This window comes from Lysinibacillus sp. Ag94, assembly GCF_023242215.1.
GTDB lineage: Bacteria > Bacillota > Bacilli > Bacillales_A > Planococcaceae > Lysinibacillus.
Map to the genome: position 1 here is coordinate 1,875,693 of NZ_CP096780.1, position 21,456 is coordinate 1,897,148.

At 36.1% G+C, this 21,456-nt stretch carries 21 protein-coding genes, 2 pseudogenes and 2 riboswitches; of the genes and pseudogenes, 12 read left to right on the forward strand and 11 right to left on the reverse strand.

All coding sequences use genetic code 11. The features are described from left to right. Positions 1-128: 128 nt before the first annotated feature. The 5 genes from MY533_RS08470 to MY533_RS08490 all read right to left on the reverse strand — a co-directional run bounded on the left by MY533_RS08470 (position 129) and on the right by MY533_RS08490 (position 3,168). Positions 129-1,061, reverse strand: coding sequence for a C40 family peptidase (locus MY533_RS08470; protein ID WP_248718742.1), 933 nt, complete (start codon positions 1,059-1,061; stop codon positions 129-131). Between the two features lie 700 nt (positions 1,062-1,761). Further along, entirely contained in the window at positions 1,762-2,124 is a 363-nt protein-coding gene (locus MY533_RS08475; protein ID WP_248718743.1) for a VOC family protein, read from the reverse strand. A 36-nt stretch (positions 2,125-2,160) separates the two neighbouring features. After that, positions 2,161-2,442: a DUF5367 family protein gene (locus MY533_RS08480; protein ID WP_248718744.1), complete on the reverse strand. Its 282-nt coding sequence runs from the start codon at positions 2,440-2,442 to the stop codon at positions 2,161-2,163. Beyond that, on the reverse strand, positions 2,403-2,579 hold the full coding sequence (locus MY533_RS08485) for a hypothetical protein (protein ID WP_248719275.1): 177 nt from the start codon (positions 2,577-2,579) through the stop codon (positions 2,403-2,405). Before MY533_RS08485 ends, MY533_RS08480 begins: the two co-directional genes overlap by 40 nt. A 16-nt stretch (positions 2,580-2,595) precedes the next feature. Next, positions 2,596-3,168 (reverse strand): TetR/AcrR family transcriptional regulator, encoded by a 573-nt coding sequence (locus MY533_RS08490; RefSeq protein ID WP_248718745.1) that lies wholly within the window; start codon positions 3,166-3,168, stop codon positions 2,596-2,598. 177 nt (positions 3,169-3,345) lie between these two features. After that, positions 3,346-3,525: riboswitch (cobalamin riboswitch) on the forward strand. A 310-nt stretch (positions 3,526-3,835) separates the two neighbouring features. On the opposite strand from MY533_RS08490, the gene metE reads away from it, so the two are divergent. The 6 genes and pseudogenes from metE to MY533_RS08515 all read left to right on the forward strand — a co-directional run. Further along, positions 3,836-6,130 (forward strand): 5-methyltetrahydropteroyltriglutamate--homocysteine S-methyltransferase, encoded by a 2,295-nt coding sequence (metE, locus tag MY533_RS08495; RefSeq protein ID WP_248718746.1) that lies wholly within the window; start codon positions 3,836-3,838, stop codon positions 6,128-6,130. A 524-nt stretch (positions 6,131-6,654) separates the two neighbouring features. Beyond that, positions 6,655-7,200 (forward strand): nucleoside/nucleotide kinase family protein, encoded by a 546-nt coding sequence (locus tag MY533_RS08500; protein WP_248718747.1) that lies wholly within the window; start codon positions 6,655-6,657, stop codon positions 7,198-7,200. Positions 7,201-7,424: 224 nt separating this feature from the next. Beyond that, positions 7,425-7,616, forward strand: a riboswitch (cobalamin riboswitch). Between the two features lie 29 nt (positions 7,617-7,645). Then, positions 7,646-7,774: a hypothetical protein gene (locus MY533_RS22110; RefSeq protein WP_256469519.1), complete on the forward strand. Its 129-nt coding sequence runs from the start codon at positions 7,646-7,648 to the stop codon at positions 7,772-7,774. Positions 7,775-7,835: 61 nt separating this feature from the next. Then, complete coding sequence (locus tag MY533_RS08505; protein ID WP_132362959.1) at positions 7,836-8,018, forward strand: hypothetical protein; 183 nt, start codon at positions 7,836-7,838, stop codon at positions 8,016-8,018. Positions 8,019-8,362: 344 nt separating this feature from the next. After that, entirely contained in the window at positions 8,363-9,790 is a 1,428-nt protein-coding gene (locus tag MY533_RS08510; RefSeq protein WP_248718748.1) for a serine hydrolase domain-containing protein, read from the forward strand. A 211-nt stretch (positions 9,791-10,001) separates the two neighbouring features. Continuing rightward, positions 10,002-10,186, forward strand: a pseudogene (locus tag MY533_RS08515) (low specificity L-threonine aldolase); the annotation flags it as partial. 1 nt (position 10,187) lies between these two features. Here the strand turns inward: MY533_RS08515 and MY533_RS08520 are convergent. Further along, positions 10,188-10,572: pseudogene (locus tag MY533_RS08520) on the reverse strand (IS4 family transposase); the annotation flags it as partial. 167 nt (positions 10,573-10,739) lie between these two features. Between MY533_RS08520 and MY533_RS08525 the strand changes: the two are divergent. Next, positions 10,740-12,098, forward strand: a complete 1,359-nt coding sequence (locus MY533_RS08525; RefSeq protein WP_248718749.1) for a PepSY-associated TM helix domain-containing protein — start codon at positions 10,740-10,742, stop codon at positions 12,096-12,098. Positions 12,099-12,151: 53 nt separating this feature from the next. Here the strand turns inward: MY533_RS08525 and MY533_RS08530 are convergent, their stop codons facing one another. From MY533_RS08530 to MY533_RS08540, 3 genes are all read right to left on the reverse strand, one after another. After that, positions 12,152-12,757 carry a response regulator transcription factor gene (locus MY533_RS08530; protein WP_248718750.1) on the reverse strand — a complete coding sequence of 202 codons (606 nt, stop codon included), beginning with the start codon at positions 12,755-12,757 and terminating at the stop codon, positions 12,152-12,154. Next, complete coding sequence (locus MY533_RS08535) at positions 12,754-13,731, reverse strand: sensor histidine kinase (RefSeq protein WP_248718751.1); 978 nt, start codon at positions 13,729-13,731, stop codon at positions 12,754-12,756. Before MY533_RS08535 ends, MY533_RS08530 begins: the two co-directional genes overlap by 4 nt. A 151-nt stretch (positions 13,732-13,882) precedes the next feature. Further along, positions 13,883-15,013 (reverse strand): DUF418 domain-containing protein, encoded by a 1,131-nt coding sequence (locus MY533_RS08540; protein ID WP_248719182.1) that lies wholly within the window; start codon positions 15,011-15,013, stop codon positions 13,883-13,885. Between the two features lie 661 nt (positions 15,014-15,674). Between MY533_RS08540 and MY533_RS08545 the strand changes: the two genes are divergently transcribed. Together MY533_RS08545 and MY533_RS08550 are read left to right on the forward strand one after the other, a co-directional pair. Then, the gene (locus tag MY533_RS08545; RefSeq protein WP_248718752.1) at positions 15,675-16,391 is read left to right on the forward strand and encodes an MBL fold metallo-hydrolase; all 717 of its coding nucleotides are present in this window, start codon (positions 15,675-15,677) and stop codon (positions 16,389-16,391) included. Between the two features lie 12 nt (positions 16,392-16,403). Further along, positions 16,404-17,027: a TetR/AcrR family transcriptional regulator gene (locus MY533_RS08550; protein ID WP_248718753.1), complete on the forward strand. Its 624-nt coding sequence runs from the start codon at positions 16,404-16,406 to the stop codon at positions 17,025-17,027. 92 nt (positions 17,028-17,119) lie between these two features. On the opposite strand, the gene MY533_RS08555 is transcribed toward MY533_RS08550, so the two are convergent. Next, complete coding sequence (locus MY533_RS08555) at positions 17,120-17,866, reverse strand: class I SAM-dependent methyltransferase (protein WP_371873341.1); 747 nt, start codon at positions 17,864-17,866, stop codon at positions 17,120-17,122. Between the two features lie 183 nt (positions 17,867-18,049). Between MY533_RS08555 and MY533_RS08560 the strand changes: the two genes are divergently transcribed. Further along, entirely contained in the window at positions 18,050-18,292 is a 243-nt protein-coding gene (locus tag MY533_RS08560) for a hypothetical protein (RefSeq protein ID WP_248718755.1), read from the forward strand. 112 nt (positions 18,293-18,404) lie between these two features. On the opposite strand, the gene MY533_RS08565 is transcribed toward MY533_RS08560, so the two are convergent. After that, positions 18,405-19,445: an NAD(P)/FAD-dependent oxidoreductase gene (locus tag MY533_RS08565; RefSeq protein WP_248718756.1), complete on the reverse strand. Its 1,041-nt coding sequence runs from the start codon at positions 19,443-19,445 to the stop codon at positions 18,405-18,407. 272 nt (positions 19,446-19,717) lie between these two features. Between MY533_RS08565 and MY533_RS08570 the strand changes: the two genes are divergently transcribed. Then, complete coding sequence (locus tag MY533_RS08570; RefSeq protein ID WP_248718757.1) at positions 19,718-20,506, forward strand: ABC transporter ATP-binding protein; 789 nt, start codon at positions 19,718-19,720, stop codon at positions 20,504-20,506. 15 nt (positions 20,507-20,521) lie between these two features. Next, a complete protein-coding gene (locus MY533_RS08575; RefSeq protein WP_248718758.1) occupies positions 20,522-21,439 on the forward strand; it encodes an iron-hydroxamate ABC transporter substrate-binding protein in 918 nt (305 codons plus the stop codon). The last annotated feature ends 17 nt before the right edge of the window (positions 21,440-21,456 follow it).

Sequence of the window (21,456 nt, forward strand, 5' to 3'; positions counted from 1 at the left end):
AACACTTCATAAGCGTTTCATTGGATAGTTCGGTATTTTTGTAGGGCTGAAATACATTTGTTCCAGCAAACATTAATTGTGTTGAGCATTGCAAATTCAAGTATTTGAAATGATGCTAGTAAACGTTCTTAAAAAACACGTTTTGCTGTAATATAATGCTCTTTATAATAGTCAACCATTAGTACTCTTGTAGTAATACCACTTGAACTTGGAATGATAATACGTTGATCTCCGGCATAGATAGCTACTTGTGAAGGGTTTTTAGAGCCTTTAACACTATTAAAGAACACTAAATCACCCTTTTTTAAATTGGTACGTGAAACCGTTGTTCCAACATTCATTAGTTGCTTTAAATTGGTTGTACCAAGTTTAACGCCACTTTTACGATAGACGAAATCTACATATCCTGGCGCTGTAAAGCGAAGACTTGCTTCATTATTTGTTGAGCTCATCGTTACTTTATTTTTATAATTAAAGGCGTTTTCAACAATCTTATCGCCTTTCGTTGCAGGATTAGCTGACAGTAATGAAGGTAATACTCTACGTGCCCCTACATAATTATCTTTATAATATGGTTTACTATTTAAATCAGAAATCACAATATTTTGCTTAGAATCAGCCATATGAATCATTTTGTTGTTTCCGATATACATACCAACGTGGTCAGGGTCTGTCCCAGTTTTTTTACTCTTAAAGAATAGTAAATCACCTTTTTGTAATTGATTTCTGTTAACCGGCGTTCCTTGCTGTAACATATAATCTTCATTATAAGTTGCAAGGTCAACACCATTTTTCTCGAAAATGTACATAATAAATGAAGCACAAGAAAATTTATAAGGATATGTAGCCTTGTATACAGAATTGCTGTACGTTGCCTTACCAATTAAGCTTTTTCCAGTTTGAATTAGTTGATCTGCTTTCGCATTAACAGCTTGTGAGTTATTATAGGCATTTGTTGTTGCAGCCTCAACTTCTATAGGTTGAACAGTTGGCTGTACCATCCCCACTGTGCTAAAACCTATCGTCAATGCTAATGTTGTTGTTAAAAATCGTTTATTCATGTTGTTAATTTCCTCCTGAAGCTATTGTTAGGATTAATCCTAATTTGGTTTGTCACTGGAATTAATCGTAGCATGAAAAAGTAGGGCTTCTTTGAGGAAATTGTTACCACGCTGGATGGGGATTCGCTGTAAACACCTTATATAAAAGGCTTCATCGCCTTAATTTACAGTTTTATTACAAATGTTTCAGTTGGGTGAAGTGTTAGTGGAAAACGAAAGTCAAAGGGGCAGGAAGTACAAGCTTTTTTATGCGTTGAAAGTAGGCATTGAAAGACTAAACGACAATCATACTTATACATTACCATGGAATACTTAGCGATAGTTCGTCTTTGGGATTTAGCGAGAAATAGCGGTTCCATGGAGTGAGTGTTGAACTGTTTCGCACGGCTGTTCCACGCTTACAACTAAAGATAAGTAGTTGCTATCACTATAAAATAGTGTGAAATGAGATGTCAGATCTAGGCTTCGGGAATTTGATTAGAGAGGAGAGTGAGCATTGGGGATCAGCGTCACAAATGAGACACTAGAGCGCAAGCGAGATAGGTCTCGAACGCCCCTAGTACTTCTCATTATGCTTACAAATTTAGGCACTGCCTTTGTGTGTGGATCTTTTTTGCTCTTTAGAAGGCTGATGACATTATGTTAAAACGGCGTTGCTTTGCTAAAGATTTACAGCATGCCTTCCAGTCAACTGTTTTCCTTAAATTTCTTGAATCATCTCTACTCTATTACCGAATGGATCTCTAAATTCAAAGCGTTCAAAATGAGGAATAGGAACTGAATCGAAAATTTCTATATGATGTTCGGCTAATACCTTCTTCCAATGTTCTATATTTTCAACTTGATAAGCAATATGAGCTTTTGTCGTTAATCTATCAAAGCCATCCTCTGTCCCCACATGTACCTCTTTATTGCCGACCTGTAACCAAAATCCACCTCGTCCTTTCAACGAATCAGGCTTTTCAAGTTCATGTAGTCCTAATACTTGACAGTAAAAATGTTTCCCTTTTTCTTCTTCACCTTTTGGAATTGTTATTTGAACGTGATGTAAGCCTATCACCATTTTTCCCACTCCTTTAATTGTAATCGATACTTACTTCTAGGCTAATATTGTCAAATCCTTTAATTTGACGAAGGAATAGTTTTTTCTCACGAATGTGGCCTTTGTAAAACCAGTCATGACAAATAGGGAACAAGCCCATAATAGCCATGAGGCGAAATATCGATCTAAGACAGCCGATAAATTGGGAAACATATCGTCGAAGACTAATAACACGACTGCATCGATAAGCATTCCAGGTAATGCGATGCAGATTGCAGCCAGTAATCGCTCTGTACCTTTTATTTTTTTATAGAATAAATCGGTATTGTCGCTAGCCAAACGATTGGAAAAGCTACAATGTAAGTAGCTATCATGAGGAGAGGTTCTTTAAAGGTAAAAAAGTAATGCCCTATCAATCGAAACACGGCACTTGCTACAAACCAAATGCCAAAACCCCAGCATAAAAAGAATCGCATAGTGTTCCTCCTCTAATTATTTTCCTAGACGATGCAATGTCTCAAGGATTTTTTCTAATTGCTGATAAAATATAGCTACATCGAAATCGTCCCGCATCATCACTTGTATGGCCAAGCCATCAATTAGCGCGTTGAAAAAAATGCTCCAAGTTTCCATCGACACACCATCAATTGGTGATGTATCCCATAATTTATTGAAAATATTGCGCAAATGTTCATTTTCGGCCGCTAAAATTTGTCCTATTTGCTGTCTAATAGTCGGGTTCGTAAAGCCATAGACGATTAAGGTAAAAAATAATTTATGATAAAAGGCATCATTTTCATATCGACTTTTTGCAGAGAGAAGAGCAGATTGAATCATTTCTTGATCGGTCGTCAAAATCTCATGCCAAGAATTTTCACAGATGTCTTGAACTATTTCGAGAATGATTTGCTCTTTTGATTTGAAATGATAATAAATAGTTCCTTGTGTTACACCAGCTTGCTCAGCAACAGCCTTTAAGGTGAATTTTTCAATCCCTTTTTCTACTAAACTGTACTTGGCAGCCATTAATAAATCTGACTTTTCGATACCAGTAGGCTTTGCCATTTATTGACACCCCCATTGTTATTAGTTAGTTAGATAACTAACTTAAAAATAACAAAATATACACTCATTTACAAGGGGTATTTTGGTAATTAGATGTGTGGGGCTCCTAAGTGTTGGATTGAAATATGGAAATAAATCTACTTTTCTGAAAAATGTGTGTTATAGTAAAACATAATTAAATAATGTGTAAGAGTTGGTGCCAAATGAAAGTTTGGCTTAAAAGGGAAGTCGGTGCAAATCCGACGCTGTCCCGCAACTGTATATCGGAGCAAATCACAATTGCCACTGGGAAACTGGGAAGGCTGTGAGGCGTGTTGATGAGAAGCCAGGAGACCTGCCAATTTCTAGTACACACCAAATACCTACGTGGAAATAGGTGGTGAGATGTGACCGTATCGGCCCTGTGCGACAAAGAATCATGCGATATTTTGTAACAATTTCGTATTGTTTTTTCATAGCTATTTTTAATTTGCGATAACAGCCATTTTCCAAAAAAAGGAGAGTGGCTTTTTTTTACTTCTTATTAGAAGTTAACGCCTCTGTTACGGAATCAGAAAGAAGAGCGAAATGACCGACATCATGTCGGCCCTCGTACTGGGCTCAAGCACATAGGCCGATTCCGGACTCAATAATGCCGAGGCATAATTAATGAATAGGAGAGATGAACATGATTTATACAAGTACTATAGTTGGTTATCCGTATATCGGAGAAGATCGTGAATGGAAAAAGGCTTTAGAGGCTTTTTGGAAAAATGAGCTTTCAGAGGGTGAATTTTTGCAGAACTTAAAGGATATTCGTCTAGCCCGAATTACCAAGCAGCTTCAACTCGGAATAGACCTGATAACTGTTGGAGATTTCACCCTTTATGACAGAATGTTAGATACGGCAATGATGTTTGGCTTAGTTCCAAAGCGCTTTGATTGGCAGGGAGGCAAAGTTGATTTACAAACATACTATGGGGTAGCTCGTGGTAGTAAAAAAGCCGTGGCTAGTGAGATGACGAAATGGTTTAATACAAATTATCATTATATTGTGCCAGAATACGATGGACAAGCTTTGCAATTAACAGAAAATAAAATCTTGGCGGATTTTTTAGAGGCTAAGGAAGCGTTTGGTATTACTGCAAAGCCTACATTGATTGGCCCTTATACATTTTGTCAATTAACAAAAGGCTATGACAAAATATCGCAGATTACATTCATTTTAGCATTACTACCACTTTATACGCATGTCATTAAGGAGCTCGTGGATGCAGGTGCACAGTGGATTCAATTAGAAGAACCACTTCTTGCCACAACATTAGATGAAGCGGAAGTTAAACTTGTTCAAGAAATTTATACACAATTAGCTGTCTCAGTACCCGAAGCTAAAATTATGCTACAAACCTATTTCGAATCATTAACAGCGTATGAGTCAATTGTAAAACTTCCTGTTCGTGGGATTGGGTTAGACTTTGTGCATGGCTACGGTAAAAACATGGAGGCATTACGTCAATTTGGCTTCCCAAAAGATAAAATATTGGCTGTTGGTATTATTAATGGAAGAGATATTTGGCGTTCCAATCTAGCAGAAGTTAGCTCAACTATTAAAGCTATTGAACAGCTAAGTGACGCAAAAGAACTATGGATTCAATCTTCATGTAACTTACAGCATGTTCCAATTACGACTACACTTGAAACGAAGCTTGAACCAGTTCTTAAAAATGCCCTCGCCTTTGCGGATGAAAAATTAGTTGAAATTATAGAAGTAACAAAATATTTACAGGGCCAAGACAGTCCCTCAAATTACAAACTATCGGAAAGTATGAAGGCGATTGAAGCTTTGAAAAATCATCCGATTCGTCAAAATAAAGATGTTCAAAAAGCGGTTCAAACAGTGTCGATACAAGACTTTGAACGCCATAGTGATTTTAAAGCACGGCAAAAGATTCAACAGCAAGCATTGCAATTACCACTGTTCCCAACGACAACAATTGGGAGCTTTCCGCAATCAGATGAAGTCAAACGTACACGAAGTGCATGGCGTAAGAAACACATTACAAATGAGGATTATGCAGTATTTGTAGAACATGAGACAAAGCGTTGGATTACTATTCAAGAGGAATTAGATATCGACGTTCTTGTGCACGGTGAATTTGAGCGCACAGATATGGTTGAATATTTCGGCGAAAAACTAACAGGTTTTGCATTTACGGAAAAAGCCTGGGTTGTTTCATACGGTTCCCGCTGTGTGAAGCCACCAATTATTTACGGTGACGTTGCATGGGATGCACCGATGACAGTCAAAGAAACAGCCTATGCCCAAAGCCAAACGAAACGCTATGTAAAAGGTATGCTTACGGGTCCTGTGACAATTTTAAATTGGTCCTTTGTACGGGATGATATTTCTCGAAAGGATGTAACGTATCAGATTGCTTTGGCACTTCGAGAAGAGGTGAAAGCACTTGAAGCTGCAGGTATTGCAATTATTCAGGTTGATGAACCAGCATTACGAGAAGGCTTGCCGCTCCGTAAAGAAAATTGGGGAACGTACTTAGAGTGGACGGTAAATGCTTTTAAACTTGCTACATCTAGCGTGAAGGATGAAACACAAATCCATACACATATGTGCTATTGCGAGTTTAATGATTTTATCGAGCCAATTAGTGCATTGGACGCTGATGTTATTTCCATCGAAACGTCACGTAGCCATGGCGAGTTAATTTCTTCTTTGCAAGTCAATCCGTATGAAAAAGGAATTGGGCTAGGCGTTTATGATATTCATAGTCCACGTGTACCGAGTGAAAAGGAAATGCTAAGCATAATGCAGGATAGTTTACAGGTTTTATCAAAAAATCAATTTTGGGTGAATCCTGACTGTGGTTTAAAAACAAGGAAGGAGCCAGAAACGATCTCAGCATTGATGAATATGGTAGCAGCAGCAAAAACACTTCGTCAACAAGTACAACAATCTACATTTTAAGATCTAGTTATAGTTAAAAAGTCTGAAAGCATTTTTCAATCATACAAAAGAGTCCTTGCTATAAAATAACTAAACAAAAAACAGAAGAAGAACCCCGTAATAGTGCCACGTATAGTAGGGTATATTGTGCGGAGATAAGAAAGGGGTTAATCCCTAAATCATTTGTTTAATGACTTTTTGGATAACCCCGAATTTTTACTCGTTAATGTTGTGGAAAATAGTCTTGGCTGATTTTCATTATTTTAGAAGCTGAGATAAGAATTTCTTCATTTGCTTTAAAATATGGGTCTAAAATATTGTAAAAAGATCACCATATTTCCCCTTATTTTATTAAGTGCTTGATACTCTTCATAAAGTTATATTAATCGCTTACTATAGGCCTCACTAACAACTCAAAGTCAGACATGTATTCTTCAAATGTTTGAGGCTTTTCAAACGGATTAATCAGGTATTATAAAATTGTAGGCGTAGTTTAGTTGGACAGAATAGATTTAGATAAAAAAATACAAAAGTGGAGGAATTTTATGAAAAAAGGAAAGCAACCACTAGTTATTGCTATTGCTGCGGTTTCTGGCGGAGGAAAAACGACTATATCGACGCACCTAAACGAAAGATTACAAAATTCTAAAATACTATTTTTTGATGAATATGATTTTGATGGTCCTGATGATATTATCGATTGGATTGACAATGGAGCTAATTATGATGAGTGGAACTTGGCTCCTCTAATGAGTGATTTAGAAGTATTACTAACTGAACCTTTAAATTACATAGTGATGGACTTTCCGTTTGCCTATAAACATTCTAAAACAAGTAAATTCATTGATTTTACTGTGTTTATTGATACTCCTTTGGATATTGCTATGGCACGTCGAGTATCTAGAGATTTTAAGAATAGTACTGTTGAGAATATTTTAATGGATATGGAGGGGTATATTTCACAAGGAAGGCGTGGATATCTAGAGATGTTAGAAACAATAAAACCGAATTCTGATATCATTGTTGATGGGACTTTACCCGTCTTCGAAATTGTAAGTATTATTTCCCAATACATAGAACAAATTGATTAACAGTTATATTTTCACCATATTTAATAAACTAGAAAGAGACTTAAGTTTACACTAAGGCGCTTTAATTAATCCGTAAAAAGACTACTCCGTGGGTGTTTTTTTAAAATTTGACTTTATGAAGTACCAACTTTACAATAAAGTTCATTGAATGATAAGCATGTGTTGTGTTCTCTATATAATTTATACGTTATAGGTACACAAACCACTATGGTATAATATTAAAAACGGAATAATAAGATAGAGGTACAAATCAGCAATTCGATTTGTTTAAAAGGGAAGATCGGTGTAAATCCGACGCTGTCCCGCAACTGTAAATGTGAGCATGTTTCAAAAGACCACTGTTACGCATTGTAATGGGAAGGTGAAAAGTGTGATGAACATAAGCCAGGAGACCTGCCTTTATCTAGTACAGCCAAAAAACCTACGAGGATAGGGGGTGTTGAGTGTGACTAGAGAAATTCTTCTGCATGCTCATAGTACGATGATTGCTAAAAAGGTAGCTTCTATTTCTATAACGAATAGAAAGCTTTTTTCGCCGTGTCAATCACCGTATTATGTCGTGTATTTGTCATAGTAGGCATCTTTCTGATGAAGGAAAGATGTTTTTTTATGCTAAAATTGAAGGAGTGTTACACATGAATCCACAAGTAATCGAGTATTATGAAAATCTATTAAAATTTGAAGTCATGGAAACGCAATATACAAGTACTTCTCAAACATTAAATGAGATAGTTGAAGAGTATATAGAGCAAAATGCTGTTCATGAAAATGATATTCTAACCGCGTATACGAATGTAATGAAAGAACTAATTGGATAAAAAGTAGCGTAATAGCCCCACTGATTAATAGTCTTCACCAAGGTTAAAAGGCTACATAATGTCCCTTAAAAGGGAGAACATTATGTAGCCTTTTTTGACTCTTTAGACGTTATTTTGCATATGTTTTGGTGTATAATGACAATAAAGTTATTGAATTTTGATTAATAAAAGCTAAGAACCTTACTACATTCAACGCAGCATGGCTCTTTGAAGTTGTTTCAAATTACCATCCATCTTTGTTTACTTCTTATTGAACTATCACATCTGTTCGTTTAAGTGTAACTATCACAATCAATTTAGTTTAGTAGTTGGATTTTCTTATAATTTTTCAAAAAGGAGGGTTTATGAAAAAGATTATTGTTTTTGTATTAACGATATTTATATTATTCTCAGGATTTGCAACACAAAGTTATGCGTTGTCAGATTCGAAATCTGCGGCAATACAAGCGTTGCTAGATGATGCTCGTCGTATATCAGGTGTGCCGGGAATGTCAATCTCAATACTTGCTGATGATGAAGTGCTCTACTTTTCTTCAGGGTATGCAGACCGTGAAAAGGGGTTGCCTGCAAGTGAAAATACACTCTATGAGTTAGCCTCGGTCAGTAAAGCTTTTACCGGTATGGGTATTATGCTGTTGGAAGAGCAAGGGCTGCTCTCAATGACTGACCCTGTCCAAAAATATTTACCTTGGTTTACGTTAAAGTATCAAGGGGAACCTGTTGATATGCAAAGCCTTACACTAAATAACTTTCTTCACCATACCAGTGGTCTAACAAATATTAGGCATACTCAAAATATTCCACAAGGCAATACACCGGATATGTTGCAAAAGACTGTGGAAATGCTCGTGGATGCTGAATTGGCGTTCCCTCCCGGTGAACAGTATAACTACGGAACCGTTAATTATGACATATTGGGTTTGGTTATTGAGATTGTGTCACGACAAAGCTATGAAGACTTTATGAGTGAACAGGTATTGAAGCCGTTGGGTCTTCACCAGACGTATGTTTATAAAGAAGATGCTCAAGCCACTGGACAGTTGGCACAGGGCTACCGTTCTTCCTTTTTTATGACAACTCCCTTTAAAGCTCCGGATTATGCTGGGAATAAACCCGCAGCCTACATCATTTCTAATACAAAAGATATGGCGCGTTGGATGGGCATACAGATGGGTATCGTGCAGGACATACCCGAAATATTTCACACGATTATCGAAAAATCACATAGGGGTGATATGTCTGTTTCGGCTGTCAACGATATGTATTATGCGGCAGGCTGGTCGGTAAACGCCGACCAAACGATTATAGAACACACTGGGGGCAATCCAAATTTCAGAACCGAAGTAGCCATACTGCTAAATGAACGAACAGCCGTTTGCTTGCTGAGCAACGGCGCAAATACCAATATAAACCTGGTACTTAAAGTTAAAGATATATTAGACGGCAATCTAACTCAGTCATATGAAATGAGCGGCACACAGCTTTTGGATATCATTTTGTCGTCTCTCACAATTATTCTTTGCCTATTGGCCGTTTTGCTACTTCTCTTAGGATTACGCAGAAGAAAAACGAATGAGCGACAGCCAATGACAAAAAAGAGAATAATCATAACAGTTATTTTCCTGATCGCTACGATTGCCCTGGGTATACTGTGCTGTGCTTTCGATTGGTCAACCATACTTATTTGGCGAACATATAGTGTTCTTACAGCTTTGATTTCGTCAGCATTATTAACAGCAAGCATTACATGGTTTGTATACAGTCACCGCTAAAATACCTCGCTCCCAAGATAAGCATAATGTTTTATCGGTATGCTTATTTTGAAAACCATAAGACACTTCGGTGTCTTTTTTTATATCATCGACAATTTTCCCAGTCAAACCTAATTACTATTGCTTCCACCAACCTCCTCTGTTCATGGAATAAGAATTTTTAAACAACTATTCGAGAGGCGTTTGTTTAAAAGGCTATTCATTACGATAATCCAAAACAAATCAACAGTTTCCCATTTTGCCAAATGATGTATTAAGGAAATTAAGCAAAAAATATTCTTTTTCCTTATGGGAAAAAATCGATGATACCCAAAGTGTTGTAAGATTTTGTACCAGTTGGGCACAAAAAAAGAAAATGTTGAAATGCTGATAGAGGATATTAAGAAATTAGAATAACAGGGTACGAACTACCTTTTTCTAGGTAAACAAGGCGCAAATGTAACTTCACACCTGATTTTGTTTTACGGAATTTAGCCCATATATGGTTGTTTAAGTTCAATGGCAGTGTGCTGGAATCAATGATTTTTAGTGGTGTTGTATTTTTTCGACGCTGCTTAAAATCCGTTTTCTCATTAATTTGCGTGACCAAGTCTAGAAAAATCTGTTGGAAAAACTCAGATGGCACTTGATTTGATCAGCAGACCTAACTGCGAAGAGCTGATGGACTCTATACCTTGCTTTTTGCTGGTCTTCTGATATCAGCGTGTCACTGATGACGCGTAGACTTTCGGTTCATTCAGCTGTGCAAACAGTAATAACTTCAAGAATGAAGCGATGTGCAAAATAACGTCTAAAGTGACACTTTTTCTATGAAAATACGGTTTTAATCTAATTATATCAATAGGAATACATCTAATTGTCATAAAAAAACCTCTAGGACTTCATACTTATTTCACTTTTTATCTATATAATAATTTTGCGCTTATTATTATAGATTGGAGAATTAGACATGAAGAACACGCTTTATCAGAGCTTTTGGCGAACGCACTTTTATGCCGCGTTATTTATTACTCCACTTCTTATTTCACTAACGTTAAGTGGTATAGGTTATTTATTTTATACCAATGTTGAAAATCAGTTATATGATAAATACTTTTTTGGTGAAAGTGGAAAAACCGAGGTTCAAACTATTGATGATGCTGTTAAACTTGCAGAAGAATCATATGCTGGCTATAAAACAAATAAAATTATAGAGTTAGAAGAGCCTTACAATACTCGTTTATCGATGAAGAATGCAGATGGCAAAGAGAAATATGTATTCCTAGATCGTCATAACCAAATTATCGGTGGTCAGGATGCTGATTACACATTTGCAAATATTATGAGAAATGCTCATAGTTCCTTATTTATTGGAGGAACGGTTGTCAATTATTTAGTAGAATTAGCGGCTTGTTGGGCTATTTTTTTACTACTTTCAGGCATTTACATGACGTTTAAAGCAAAAATACTAAAGAAAACAAAGCACACGAATAAACGTCAAAAGAGTAGAAAATTCCATGCACTTATAGGAACAATTATAACAATTCCGATGCTTGTTATTATTTTCACAGGTTTACCATGGTCAGCGCTAATGGGGAAATATATTTATCAAGCTTCACAAGATCATCCATCTTTCGGTACGCCGTTATTACAGCAGCAGCCACCTACATCTGATGTCAGTGAGATTCCTTGGGCTACTCGTCAAGAAACCCCTCCATCGTCCGATTCGGCACATGCAGCGCACCATGGTATGGGGGCTAATATGGGCTATGTTGCTAACCCTAACCAACTGAGTGTAGAAAAGCTGCAACATGAAATTGATGCAATGAATATATCAAAACCATACGCTATTATTTATCCTACTAGTGAAGACGGTGTCTATACAGTTGCAAAATCTAGTAACACTGGTGTTACAGGGCTTGATGTTAGTCCATATGATGAAACGACCATGTATTTTGATCAATATAGCGGAAAATTTATAGACAAGGTTGGATATGAGGACTATGGTATTCTTGCCAAATGGTTCACATGGGGAATTCCTTTACATGAAGGTCACTTGTTTGGTTGGGCAAATAAATTAATCAATTTACTAGTATGTCTTGCATTTTTAGTAGTTATTATTTGGGGAGTTAGTACATGGCTATTACGAAAGAAACAAGGTATGCTATCTGCACCCCCTAAAATCTCTCAAAAGGTATCCATTCCTTTTATCATCTTCATGATTATTTTAGGTATACTGATGCCACTATTTGGGCTATCATTAATTGCTGTGGTACTCGTTGAAATAATAATAAATTTAGTATCTAAAAATAAAAAAGAAGTCCATTAAAAAAGCGATTACTGTATCCTATAAATATGGAATACAGTATCGCTTTTCTTTTTCTAAAGCCACCCTTTATCACTGGCGATTTGCACAGCTTGTTGTCTAGACTCGACATGAAGTTTTTGAATAGAAGTAGATAAATAGTTTCGAATAGTGCCTTTCGTTAAAAATAATTTTTTACTAATCTCATTTGTTGTGAGTCCTTCTTTTACAAGCTGCAGAACTGCAATTTCACGATCATTTAGTGGATTCTGTTCTTTCATAAATAACGTAGCAGCTAAATCTCTACTAACTACTTTTTCACCATGCATCACTTTTCGTATTGTTTCAATTAAATAGTCGATTGGTTCATCTTTTAATAAATAACCTTGTACCTCACAATCCATCGCTTTTTGTAAATAGCCAGGGCGTGCAAAGGTAGTTACAATCATCACCTTGCACGGTAAATTTGCCTGTCTTATTTTTTCGGCAAGTTCCAGACCAGTAAGGTTGGGCATTTCGATGTCCAATACACAAACGTCGGGTAGCTCTTGTTGAATATATTCCCATGCTGTTTGACCATCTGAAACTTCTGCAATCACTTCTATATCTGGCTCAAACGACAATAAGGACTTTAAGGCGCCACGTAACATTTGTTGATCTTCTGCTAATAATACTCTTATCATGTAGTTGGCTCCTTTTTATAGTGTTGGATGGGCATTGATAAAGTCACAATCGTTCCGCCTGTCGGTAAATTGTCAACGGAAGCATTTCCTTGAAGGGCATTCATTCGTTCTTTCATCGATGAGAGTCCATTCCCGTGCCCTTGGTTATGTAAGCCAATACCATCGTCCACAACGTTTATCTTTAAAATTCCATGCATATAGTTGATATCTATTTGGCATTTTTTTGCTTGACTATGTTTAATAATATTGGTTGTTGTTTCACGAAGACATAAGGACAGCATCGTTTCTTCCACACTAGCTAGTAGTAGCTTAGGACAGTTATTTTTTATTTTTATGGAGATATCTGCTGTTTGTAAATGTTGCTTACAATGATTAAGCTCACTTTCTAACGAAATAAAATTCATATCGGAAACTAATTCTCTTACTTGCTTTAATGCTGTTCGTGTTGTTGCTAAAATATCATTTAACTCATCTTTCACACGCATCGTATCTTTATCGACTAATTTTGTAGTTAGCTCGGTTTTTACTTTAATCATTGTCAATGTATGGCCAAGCGTATCGTGGAGGTCCCTTGCAATACGTTGTCTTTCTTCTTGCTGAACAAGCTGGGTATTTACCTCCGTTAATTCCAATTGTAATTTTTTGGACTTTTCTACGTAGTAAATTAGCATTGGAAATAGTAGCTGAATGATCATTATGGGGATCAATGCTTGAAATTGTAATTTATAAGATGCTCCCGATTCAAACCAAATAACTATAAAAAACATTAAGGCAACGGCAATCATTCCTATAGCAATATGCCATTTTTTTTTAGCTCTCCCAATTAAATCAGCAAATGTAAATCCAAACAATAACATAGTAGACCCTTCATAAATACCCAGTATGATAATAAGTGTAAAGCCTAGTAAAGAAGCTAACAGTAAACGCCAATCTTTAAACCATAAAGCAACATAGAAGGCTATTAAAAATAACATAAGAATTATTATTTTAGCTATTAACGGTAATTGAGAATTCGAACTTAATACCATAGTAAATAAAAAAACGAGTGATACAACATCGATAATTAAATAGTGTTTTGCCTGATCTCTTGGATAAATCTTTATAGTTCACACCAACCCTTTGCGATTATTTCTGTGTGACACTTTGAATGGCATGTTTCCGAACCCATTCCATTGGCCCAATATGAAAATGCTTGATACAAATATGTGCAATGAAAAGTTGTAGAAGGGAAAGGGTTAGCCAAATGCTGATAACTTCAATACTATTTAATTTTCCACCTAATCCTAGGCCCCAGCCATAGAAAATGATAGATGCAATAATATTTTGCAGCACATAGCAACTTAAAGACATTTTCCCAATCTCACCAAACCTCTTCCATAACCAATCAAGCTTCTTATATTCTACCATTTTACCTAATATTCCAATATAACCAATAGATAGGATTGGTGCAAATAAATATCGAACAGGTAAATCAAATACGCCTCCAGGAATAAAGATTAGGAGATTTAAAGGTATCCCAATAAAAATCCCAATTTTGAATAGCTTTTGACGCGCCTGACGTCCTCTATCATCTTGTAAAAATACACCATTCCTCATTAGCTTAACACCAAGTAAAAATAAAAAGATATTCATGGGGATAATAAAAATAGCTTCCGTTCTAAAATAAAGAAAATATGTTAAACGATTTTGTATTTGCTCAAACCAAGTGCCATGTTCATAAAGACTAACGATTGGATCGAGCCCAATGGAAACATTAGCACCACCCTGCAATGTGCCGACTAAAATCAATAGAATCATTAGTGCATGGAAACTACCAAAAACGTATAATGCACGTTTAATCGCTTTGTCACCAAATTTGATAATAAAGGCAACGATAATAGCTGTCACAGCATAGCTCATTAAAATATCATATTCCATAACGAAGGTGAAGTGGATAAGACCCTCCATAAATAAAAAGACTATCGTCCAAATATACATGCCTGGCCAAACATTTCCTTTTCGTAAAGCTTGCTGATATTTTAATTCCAGACCAACGCCAAACATGATTGTTAATAAACCAAGGAGTTTACCGTTAACTAAAAAAAGGACTGCCATTCGTAAAAAATCGTTCAATGACCACCAACCTGAATAACTACTCGTTGTGATATACGAAATGTCTCCAAGATATGCAAAAATCCAAATATTTGTGCCAAGTGTCCCTAATACGGCAAAGCCTCGTAACATATCGATTAGGGGTAATCTTTGTTGAACTTTCATCATAAAATCACTCTTTCTTTGTTTTCTTACAATAATGATAAGAAAACGAAACGAAAAAACATATTCACACCAGTCAAAGGTTCTTTATGACAGGTGTCATTTTAGCGAAAACTAACGGGTTAACAATGAAATGGGGAGGTTAATTGGCATACGAATTGGACCTTCCTCATTTGTTGATATATAATGTTTCTCGTCGTTTAAACAAGTTGATTAGCATTGAAACTAACAATAAAATTATTAGCAATTAGTCTGTTAACTTTCTCAAAATAAATGACATCATCTATATGGAGTAACTGAAGAGTCGAACAATTTTCCACTTAAGATAGAAAAATTGAACTGGAATTGTACTGTCCCTTAATATTTAAAGGATATAATTGACCTAAAAGAATTTAATGTAGGACACTATACGTGGGACTCATATAACTCCTACATCATTCAGTCCAAAAATAACGAGCTTGAATTATAAATTTTAGAAAAGAACTGCACCCAATTGTTAGACACAGCATCTAACAATTGAGGTGTAGTTTTTTTATGCAAGTTAAAGATTATTCAAGGCTTTTAATCAAAGTCTTATCTAAATTATAAATTTAAATATTGCGAAAACTAATTTCGTTAGTTAAAATTATAATACAATTAGTTAACGAAGGGGATATGATTTAGAATGAAGATTACGAAGAATGGTACCGTGTTTCAATTGTCATTTATGCCAAGAGTTTTTCCTGTTAATTGTTATATTGTAGAAGAAGAAAGCAAGCTTACACTGATCGATGCAGCCCTACCATATAGTGCAAAAAGTATAATAAAAGCGGCTGAAAGTATTGGTAAACCGATTACAAGAATCATTATTACTCACGCACATAGTGATCATATAGGAGCTCTAGATACGTTAAAAGAATTATTACCAGATAGTCAGGTGTGCATTTCTTCGAGAGATGCTTTGTTATTGGAAGGAAATAGTGCATTACTTCCAAATGAAAAAAATACACCAATTCGGGGGGGCATACCAAAAAATATTAAAACTAAACCAGACTTATTACTCGAAGAGGGTGATCGTGTTGGCTCATTAGAAGTGATAGCAACTCCAGGTCATACACCTGGTTCCATCACTCTTTTTGATACACGAAATAGAAGTTTAATTGCTGGTGATGCCCTCGTAACTAGAGGAAAACTACTAGTGTCTGGAGTGATGAATCTGCTGTTTCCATTTCCTGCTCTTGCAACTTGGGATAAAAGCACAGCACTAATAAGTGCAAAAAAATTAAGGGCTTTAAATCCAAGCTTACTTGCTGTAGGGCACGGGAAAATGTTAAAGCAACCACAGGAGCTTTTGGACATAGCAATAGCCGAAGCAGAAAAAAATTTTAGACAATCTAAATAGGAAGTGAAAAAAATGTCCCGTCGAATGAAAATAGATATATCGATTATTTTACAAAAGGCAACGGAGCTAGTTGATGAACAAGGATTGGATCAACTTTCAATTGGACTATTAGCTGAAAAATTGGAAATACGGCCACCTTCCTTGTATAACCATCTTGATGGATTAAATGAATTGAAGCAGAAGTTAGCTATTCAAGGCGTAAAAAAACTAAATGAATATATGCTACAAGCTGCAGTAGGACGTTCAGGTGATGATGCTGTTCGTGCAATTAGTCAGGCATATATTCAATTTGTTAGAGAGCACCCGGGGTTATACGATGCTAGCACTCGCTTTCCGGATGCCAACGATCAAGAACTACAGCAAGCCCAAGAAGCTGTTGTGCAACTTGTACTTCAAGTGCTTGATGCCTATAATTTGCATGAAGAAATTGCGATTCATATGGTCAGAGGATTAAGAAGTATTCTACATGGATTCACTTCTATTGAACAAATGGGGGGCTTTGGGATGCCACTTAATATCAATAAAAGCTTCTTGATCTTAATTAATACTTTTATTGAGGGCATTCATGCAGTTGCGATTAATGAAGATAAATATATGCAAACGGATGACAAAGGAGGAAATTTTGCTCCATTTTAATCTGAATGGGGAAAAAAGAAAGAAGCGGGAAAGACACAGAGGATTAATTTCCCGCTATAACTTTGTTGAACAGGTCTGCTGCTCTACCCACATTATTTAGTACATGAATAAATTCTATAGTCTAAAACGCCATCATACTTTAAGTTCATATCAAAATGTTTATCCATTACTTCATAAAGTTCAGGTGCAATATCCTTCGAGTGATGAAGTTCAGGAATGGAGAAGATCGATTTATTTTTTTGTATACGAATATTTTTAAAACCAGCCTGGTTAAGCAAAGCTACCCAATCCTTTTTCATTGAACAAGAATCAAATCCATAAAACTGTTTGATTTCCTTTTCAATTTTTTCTTCAAGTGGTTGATGAATAGTAAATTCGATGGCAATAAACCGACCGCCATTTTTTAATAAACGGAAAATTTCTTTAAGGGCATTAGGTTTATTGACAAAAGAAAGAACAGATTCAGAAATAATAAAGTCAAATGTATGATCAGGTAATGGAACTTGTTCAATTGAGCATTGAATTATTTTTACGGGTAAGTGATTTTTTTTCATTCTCCTTTTAGCCTTTGCCACCATTTCAGGATTGATATCAATACCAGTTACTTTTGCTTTATATGTCTCCGCCAAGTAGGCAGCAGTTTGGCCTGTACCACAGCCTACATCCAAAATGCGGGAATTTTCGCTAATGCTTTCTACCTTGAATATTTCCTTTGTTAGATTAATACCACCGGGATGGGCACCGCCTACACCAAATTTGGACAGAAAATCTAGATATTTTGAATTTTGAATCGGAATCCCTTCTTTATTCGTATTTTTGTATAATATGAAATTAAAAATAGTATGGTTCCAGAGATGTCATGAGGAATCTTTACAAAAAGGAAGAGGAGAATTATAGATAGTTGGGCTTCAACATTTTACAATACATATCTACATATTTTTTTAGCAACTTCTCCGATAGTCTAAACAATAAAAAAATACAGACGTATACTAGTAAAAAGATATTTGATAGGGGGTGAATTGATGCCATTTTATCCACCGAATCCTAGAACGAGACCATTCCCACCAAGATATAGACAAGGTTTTGGCCCTCCTATTCAAGGTAGAAGAGGGCAACCTTTCTTTTACCCTAATCAGCAGCCCCAAACTTCTAGATTTGGAAGATTACCACAGCATTTAAATACCATTATGAACCATGCAGGAACAATAACAAATGGAGTTGGTATGTTACGGCAAATGGGCGCATTTTTAAATTTCTTTAGGTAGATTATTTCGATGGATCTTTTAAAGTCCGCCTTATAAAAATAGTAAGAAAGACTTTAAAACCCCTCTGAAGATAACGTTTCTTAAGAGGGGTTGTTGTTCTTGTTTAGAATGCTTATTTAAGTTGCTTTTCAATAATAGAGCGATTTTTCTCTTTAAACACTTCATTATGTGATGACACGACCCCATGACGATAGGCAGTAGGCTCTAAATACGTTTTGATAGAGTTTACGGCATTAGCTGCATCCTGGAAGGTACCTAGAAGTAGATTGATTTTTCCTTCAAACGTTAAAATATCACCCGCTGCAAAAATACCAGGCTGCACAGTTTCTCCCGTTGCTTTTCCTTCGAAATAGTAATCATTTTTTTTCGGAATGGTCAGTGATTGATCCAATTCTAATGATGCTTCGCGGTTATAGCCATGACTAACAATTACTTCATCGATTTGACGCGTATAGCTTTGCTTTGTTTTTGAGTTTTCACATGTCACTAGTTGAATCGCTGTTTTATCAGCATTAGCAGTCAATTTTGAAATAGTTGTATGGCATTCAATCTTTACGCCAGCATCTAAAGCTTCTTGTATTGTTGCTTCATGCGCAGATAACTTATCTTTACGATAAACTACAGTTACATTTTTAGCGATAGGACAAAGTTCAACTGCCCAGTCAATAGCCGCATTTCCGCCTCCTGAAATAATAATCTCCTTGTCCACAAAGTGTCGATAAGACTGCACAGTATAGTGTAAATTAGTCATTTCATATTTTTCTGCACCTTCTAGTGAGAGCTTTTGAGGGTTAATAATACCACCACCAACTGCTAAAAGAACGGTTTTAGAATAATGTTTATCTCCTTGTGTAGTATGTAGAACAAAAATATCATCTTGGCGCTCGATGAAATCGACTTTTGTACTTGTTAAAATGGTTGGATCAAAGGTTTTTGCCTGCGCAATTAACTGTTTTACAAATTGTTCACCTAATACAGGAGGGTGTCCACCAATATCCCAAATGAGTTTTTCAGGATAAAGTAAAACTTTCCCACCAAGCTGCTGCTGACTCTCAATTAATTTCGTCTTTAATCCCCGTAAACCACTATAAAAGGCACTATATAGACCTGCAGGGCCACCACCAATAATTGTTACATCGTATAAATGTTGCATTTATATCACCACATCCTTAAAAAATAAATATTCAATTATGCCTTAGCATATTGCGTCTAGAATCGATAGAGGTAGGAGACTCCTGTACCTGTCGCAAGATATTTGTAACTACCGTTTCACGTACGTTACAAAAGACACTTACTGGAAGAAGTTAAAAAGTGTTTGACAAAACTTTATAGGAAAACTAGACTAACTATAGTGATAATGATTATCATTATCGACTAATCGTTATCATAGCATGGAAAGAAGTAAAAGGAAAGAGAGGTTATGTTGTGCGTTTACAAGTTGAATCGATTCGTATCGGCTATGAGGACAAAACGATTGTGCATGATTTATCGCTACAAATTCCAGACGGTAAAATAACGACCATTATTGGTTCCAATGGCTGTGGCAAATCAACACTTTTAAAGGCTATTACAAGGATTTTGAAGCATAAAAGTGGGCAGGTCATATTAGATGGTCAAAATATTTCCGAGATGAACACGAAAGAATTAGCGAAAGAACTTGCTATCTTGCCACAAAGCCCGGAAAGTGCACATGGTTTAACAGTCGAAGAGCTTGTATCCTACGGTCGATTTCCATATCAAAAGGGCTTCGGTAATTTATCGCAAAAAGATAAAGAAATGATTGACTGGGCCTTAAAGGTAACTAAAACGGATGACTTTCGTCAGAACACGGTTGATGCCTTATCAGGTGGACAGCGTCAACGGGTGTGGATTGCGATGGCATTAGCGCAAGAGACCGATATTATTTTTTTAGATGAGCCAACAACGTATTTAGATATGGCCCATCAGTTAGAGGTTTTAGAATTACTTTACAAGCTTAACGAAGAAGAGGGACGCACAATTGTTATGGTGCTACATGATTTAAATCAAGCAGCACGTTTTTCAGATTTTATCGTGGCGCTATCAAAAGGAGAGCTTGTGAAGTTTGGTACTGCAGAGGAAGTCATGGTACCTGAAGTATTAGAAAAAGTGTTTAATATTGATGCAGTCATTGGTAAAGATCCACGAACAGATAAGCCAATGTGCATTACATATAACTTACTAGAAACAGTGTAAAAGGGAGATATATTTATGAAAAAGTGGCTATTACCAATGTTTATGATGGTCGTACTAGTGCTTGCAGCGTGCGGCAATAAAGAAGAGAAGACGGATGAGGGCTCTAAAGATAAAGCATCCGCAGAAACGATAACGTATCAATCAGAATCAGGTCCTATTGAAGTACCAGCTAACCCTAAACGTGTAGTTGTATTATCTTCATTTGTCGGAGATTTACTACAGCTTGGCGTTAATGTTGTCGGTGTCGATTCATGGGCTGCAGATAATCCGAAATTCCAAGATGATATTAAAGATGCAGTAGTTGTTGAGAATACGGATATCGAAAAAATTATCGAGCTTGAGCCAGATTTGATTATTGGTTTAAATGGTATTGAAAATGCGGATAAATTAGCAGAAATCGCACCAACCGTATTATTTACTTATGGTAAAGTAGATTATTTACAGCAATTTATTGAAATCGGTAAAGTTGTCAATAAAGAAAAAGAAGCAACTGATTGGGTAAAAGATTTTAAAGAGCGTGCTGCAGAAGCGGGTACAAAAATTAAAGAAAAAATCGGCAAAGACGCAACGGTTACGGTTGCAGAAATGTTCAATAAACAAATGTATGTTTATGGCGATAATTGGGGTCGCGGAACAGAAATTTTATATCAAGAAATGGGCTTGAAAATGCCTGAGAAAGTGAAGGAAGGTGCTTTAAAACCAGGTTATTTAGCCATTTCTCAAGAGGTATTAGGTGATTATGCGGGTGACTATGTGATTTTTAGTACATTTAAAGGCGAGGATAGCGCCATCAAAAATGCTGCGTGGTTTAAAGATTTAAAGGCTGAGAAAAATGGTCATTTATTTGAAGTGAATGGCAACGAATTTTATTTTAATGACCCAATCACTTTAGAAAATCAACTAGATTTCTTTAAAAAGAAATTTTTACAATAATTTCAGTAGAGAGTAGC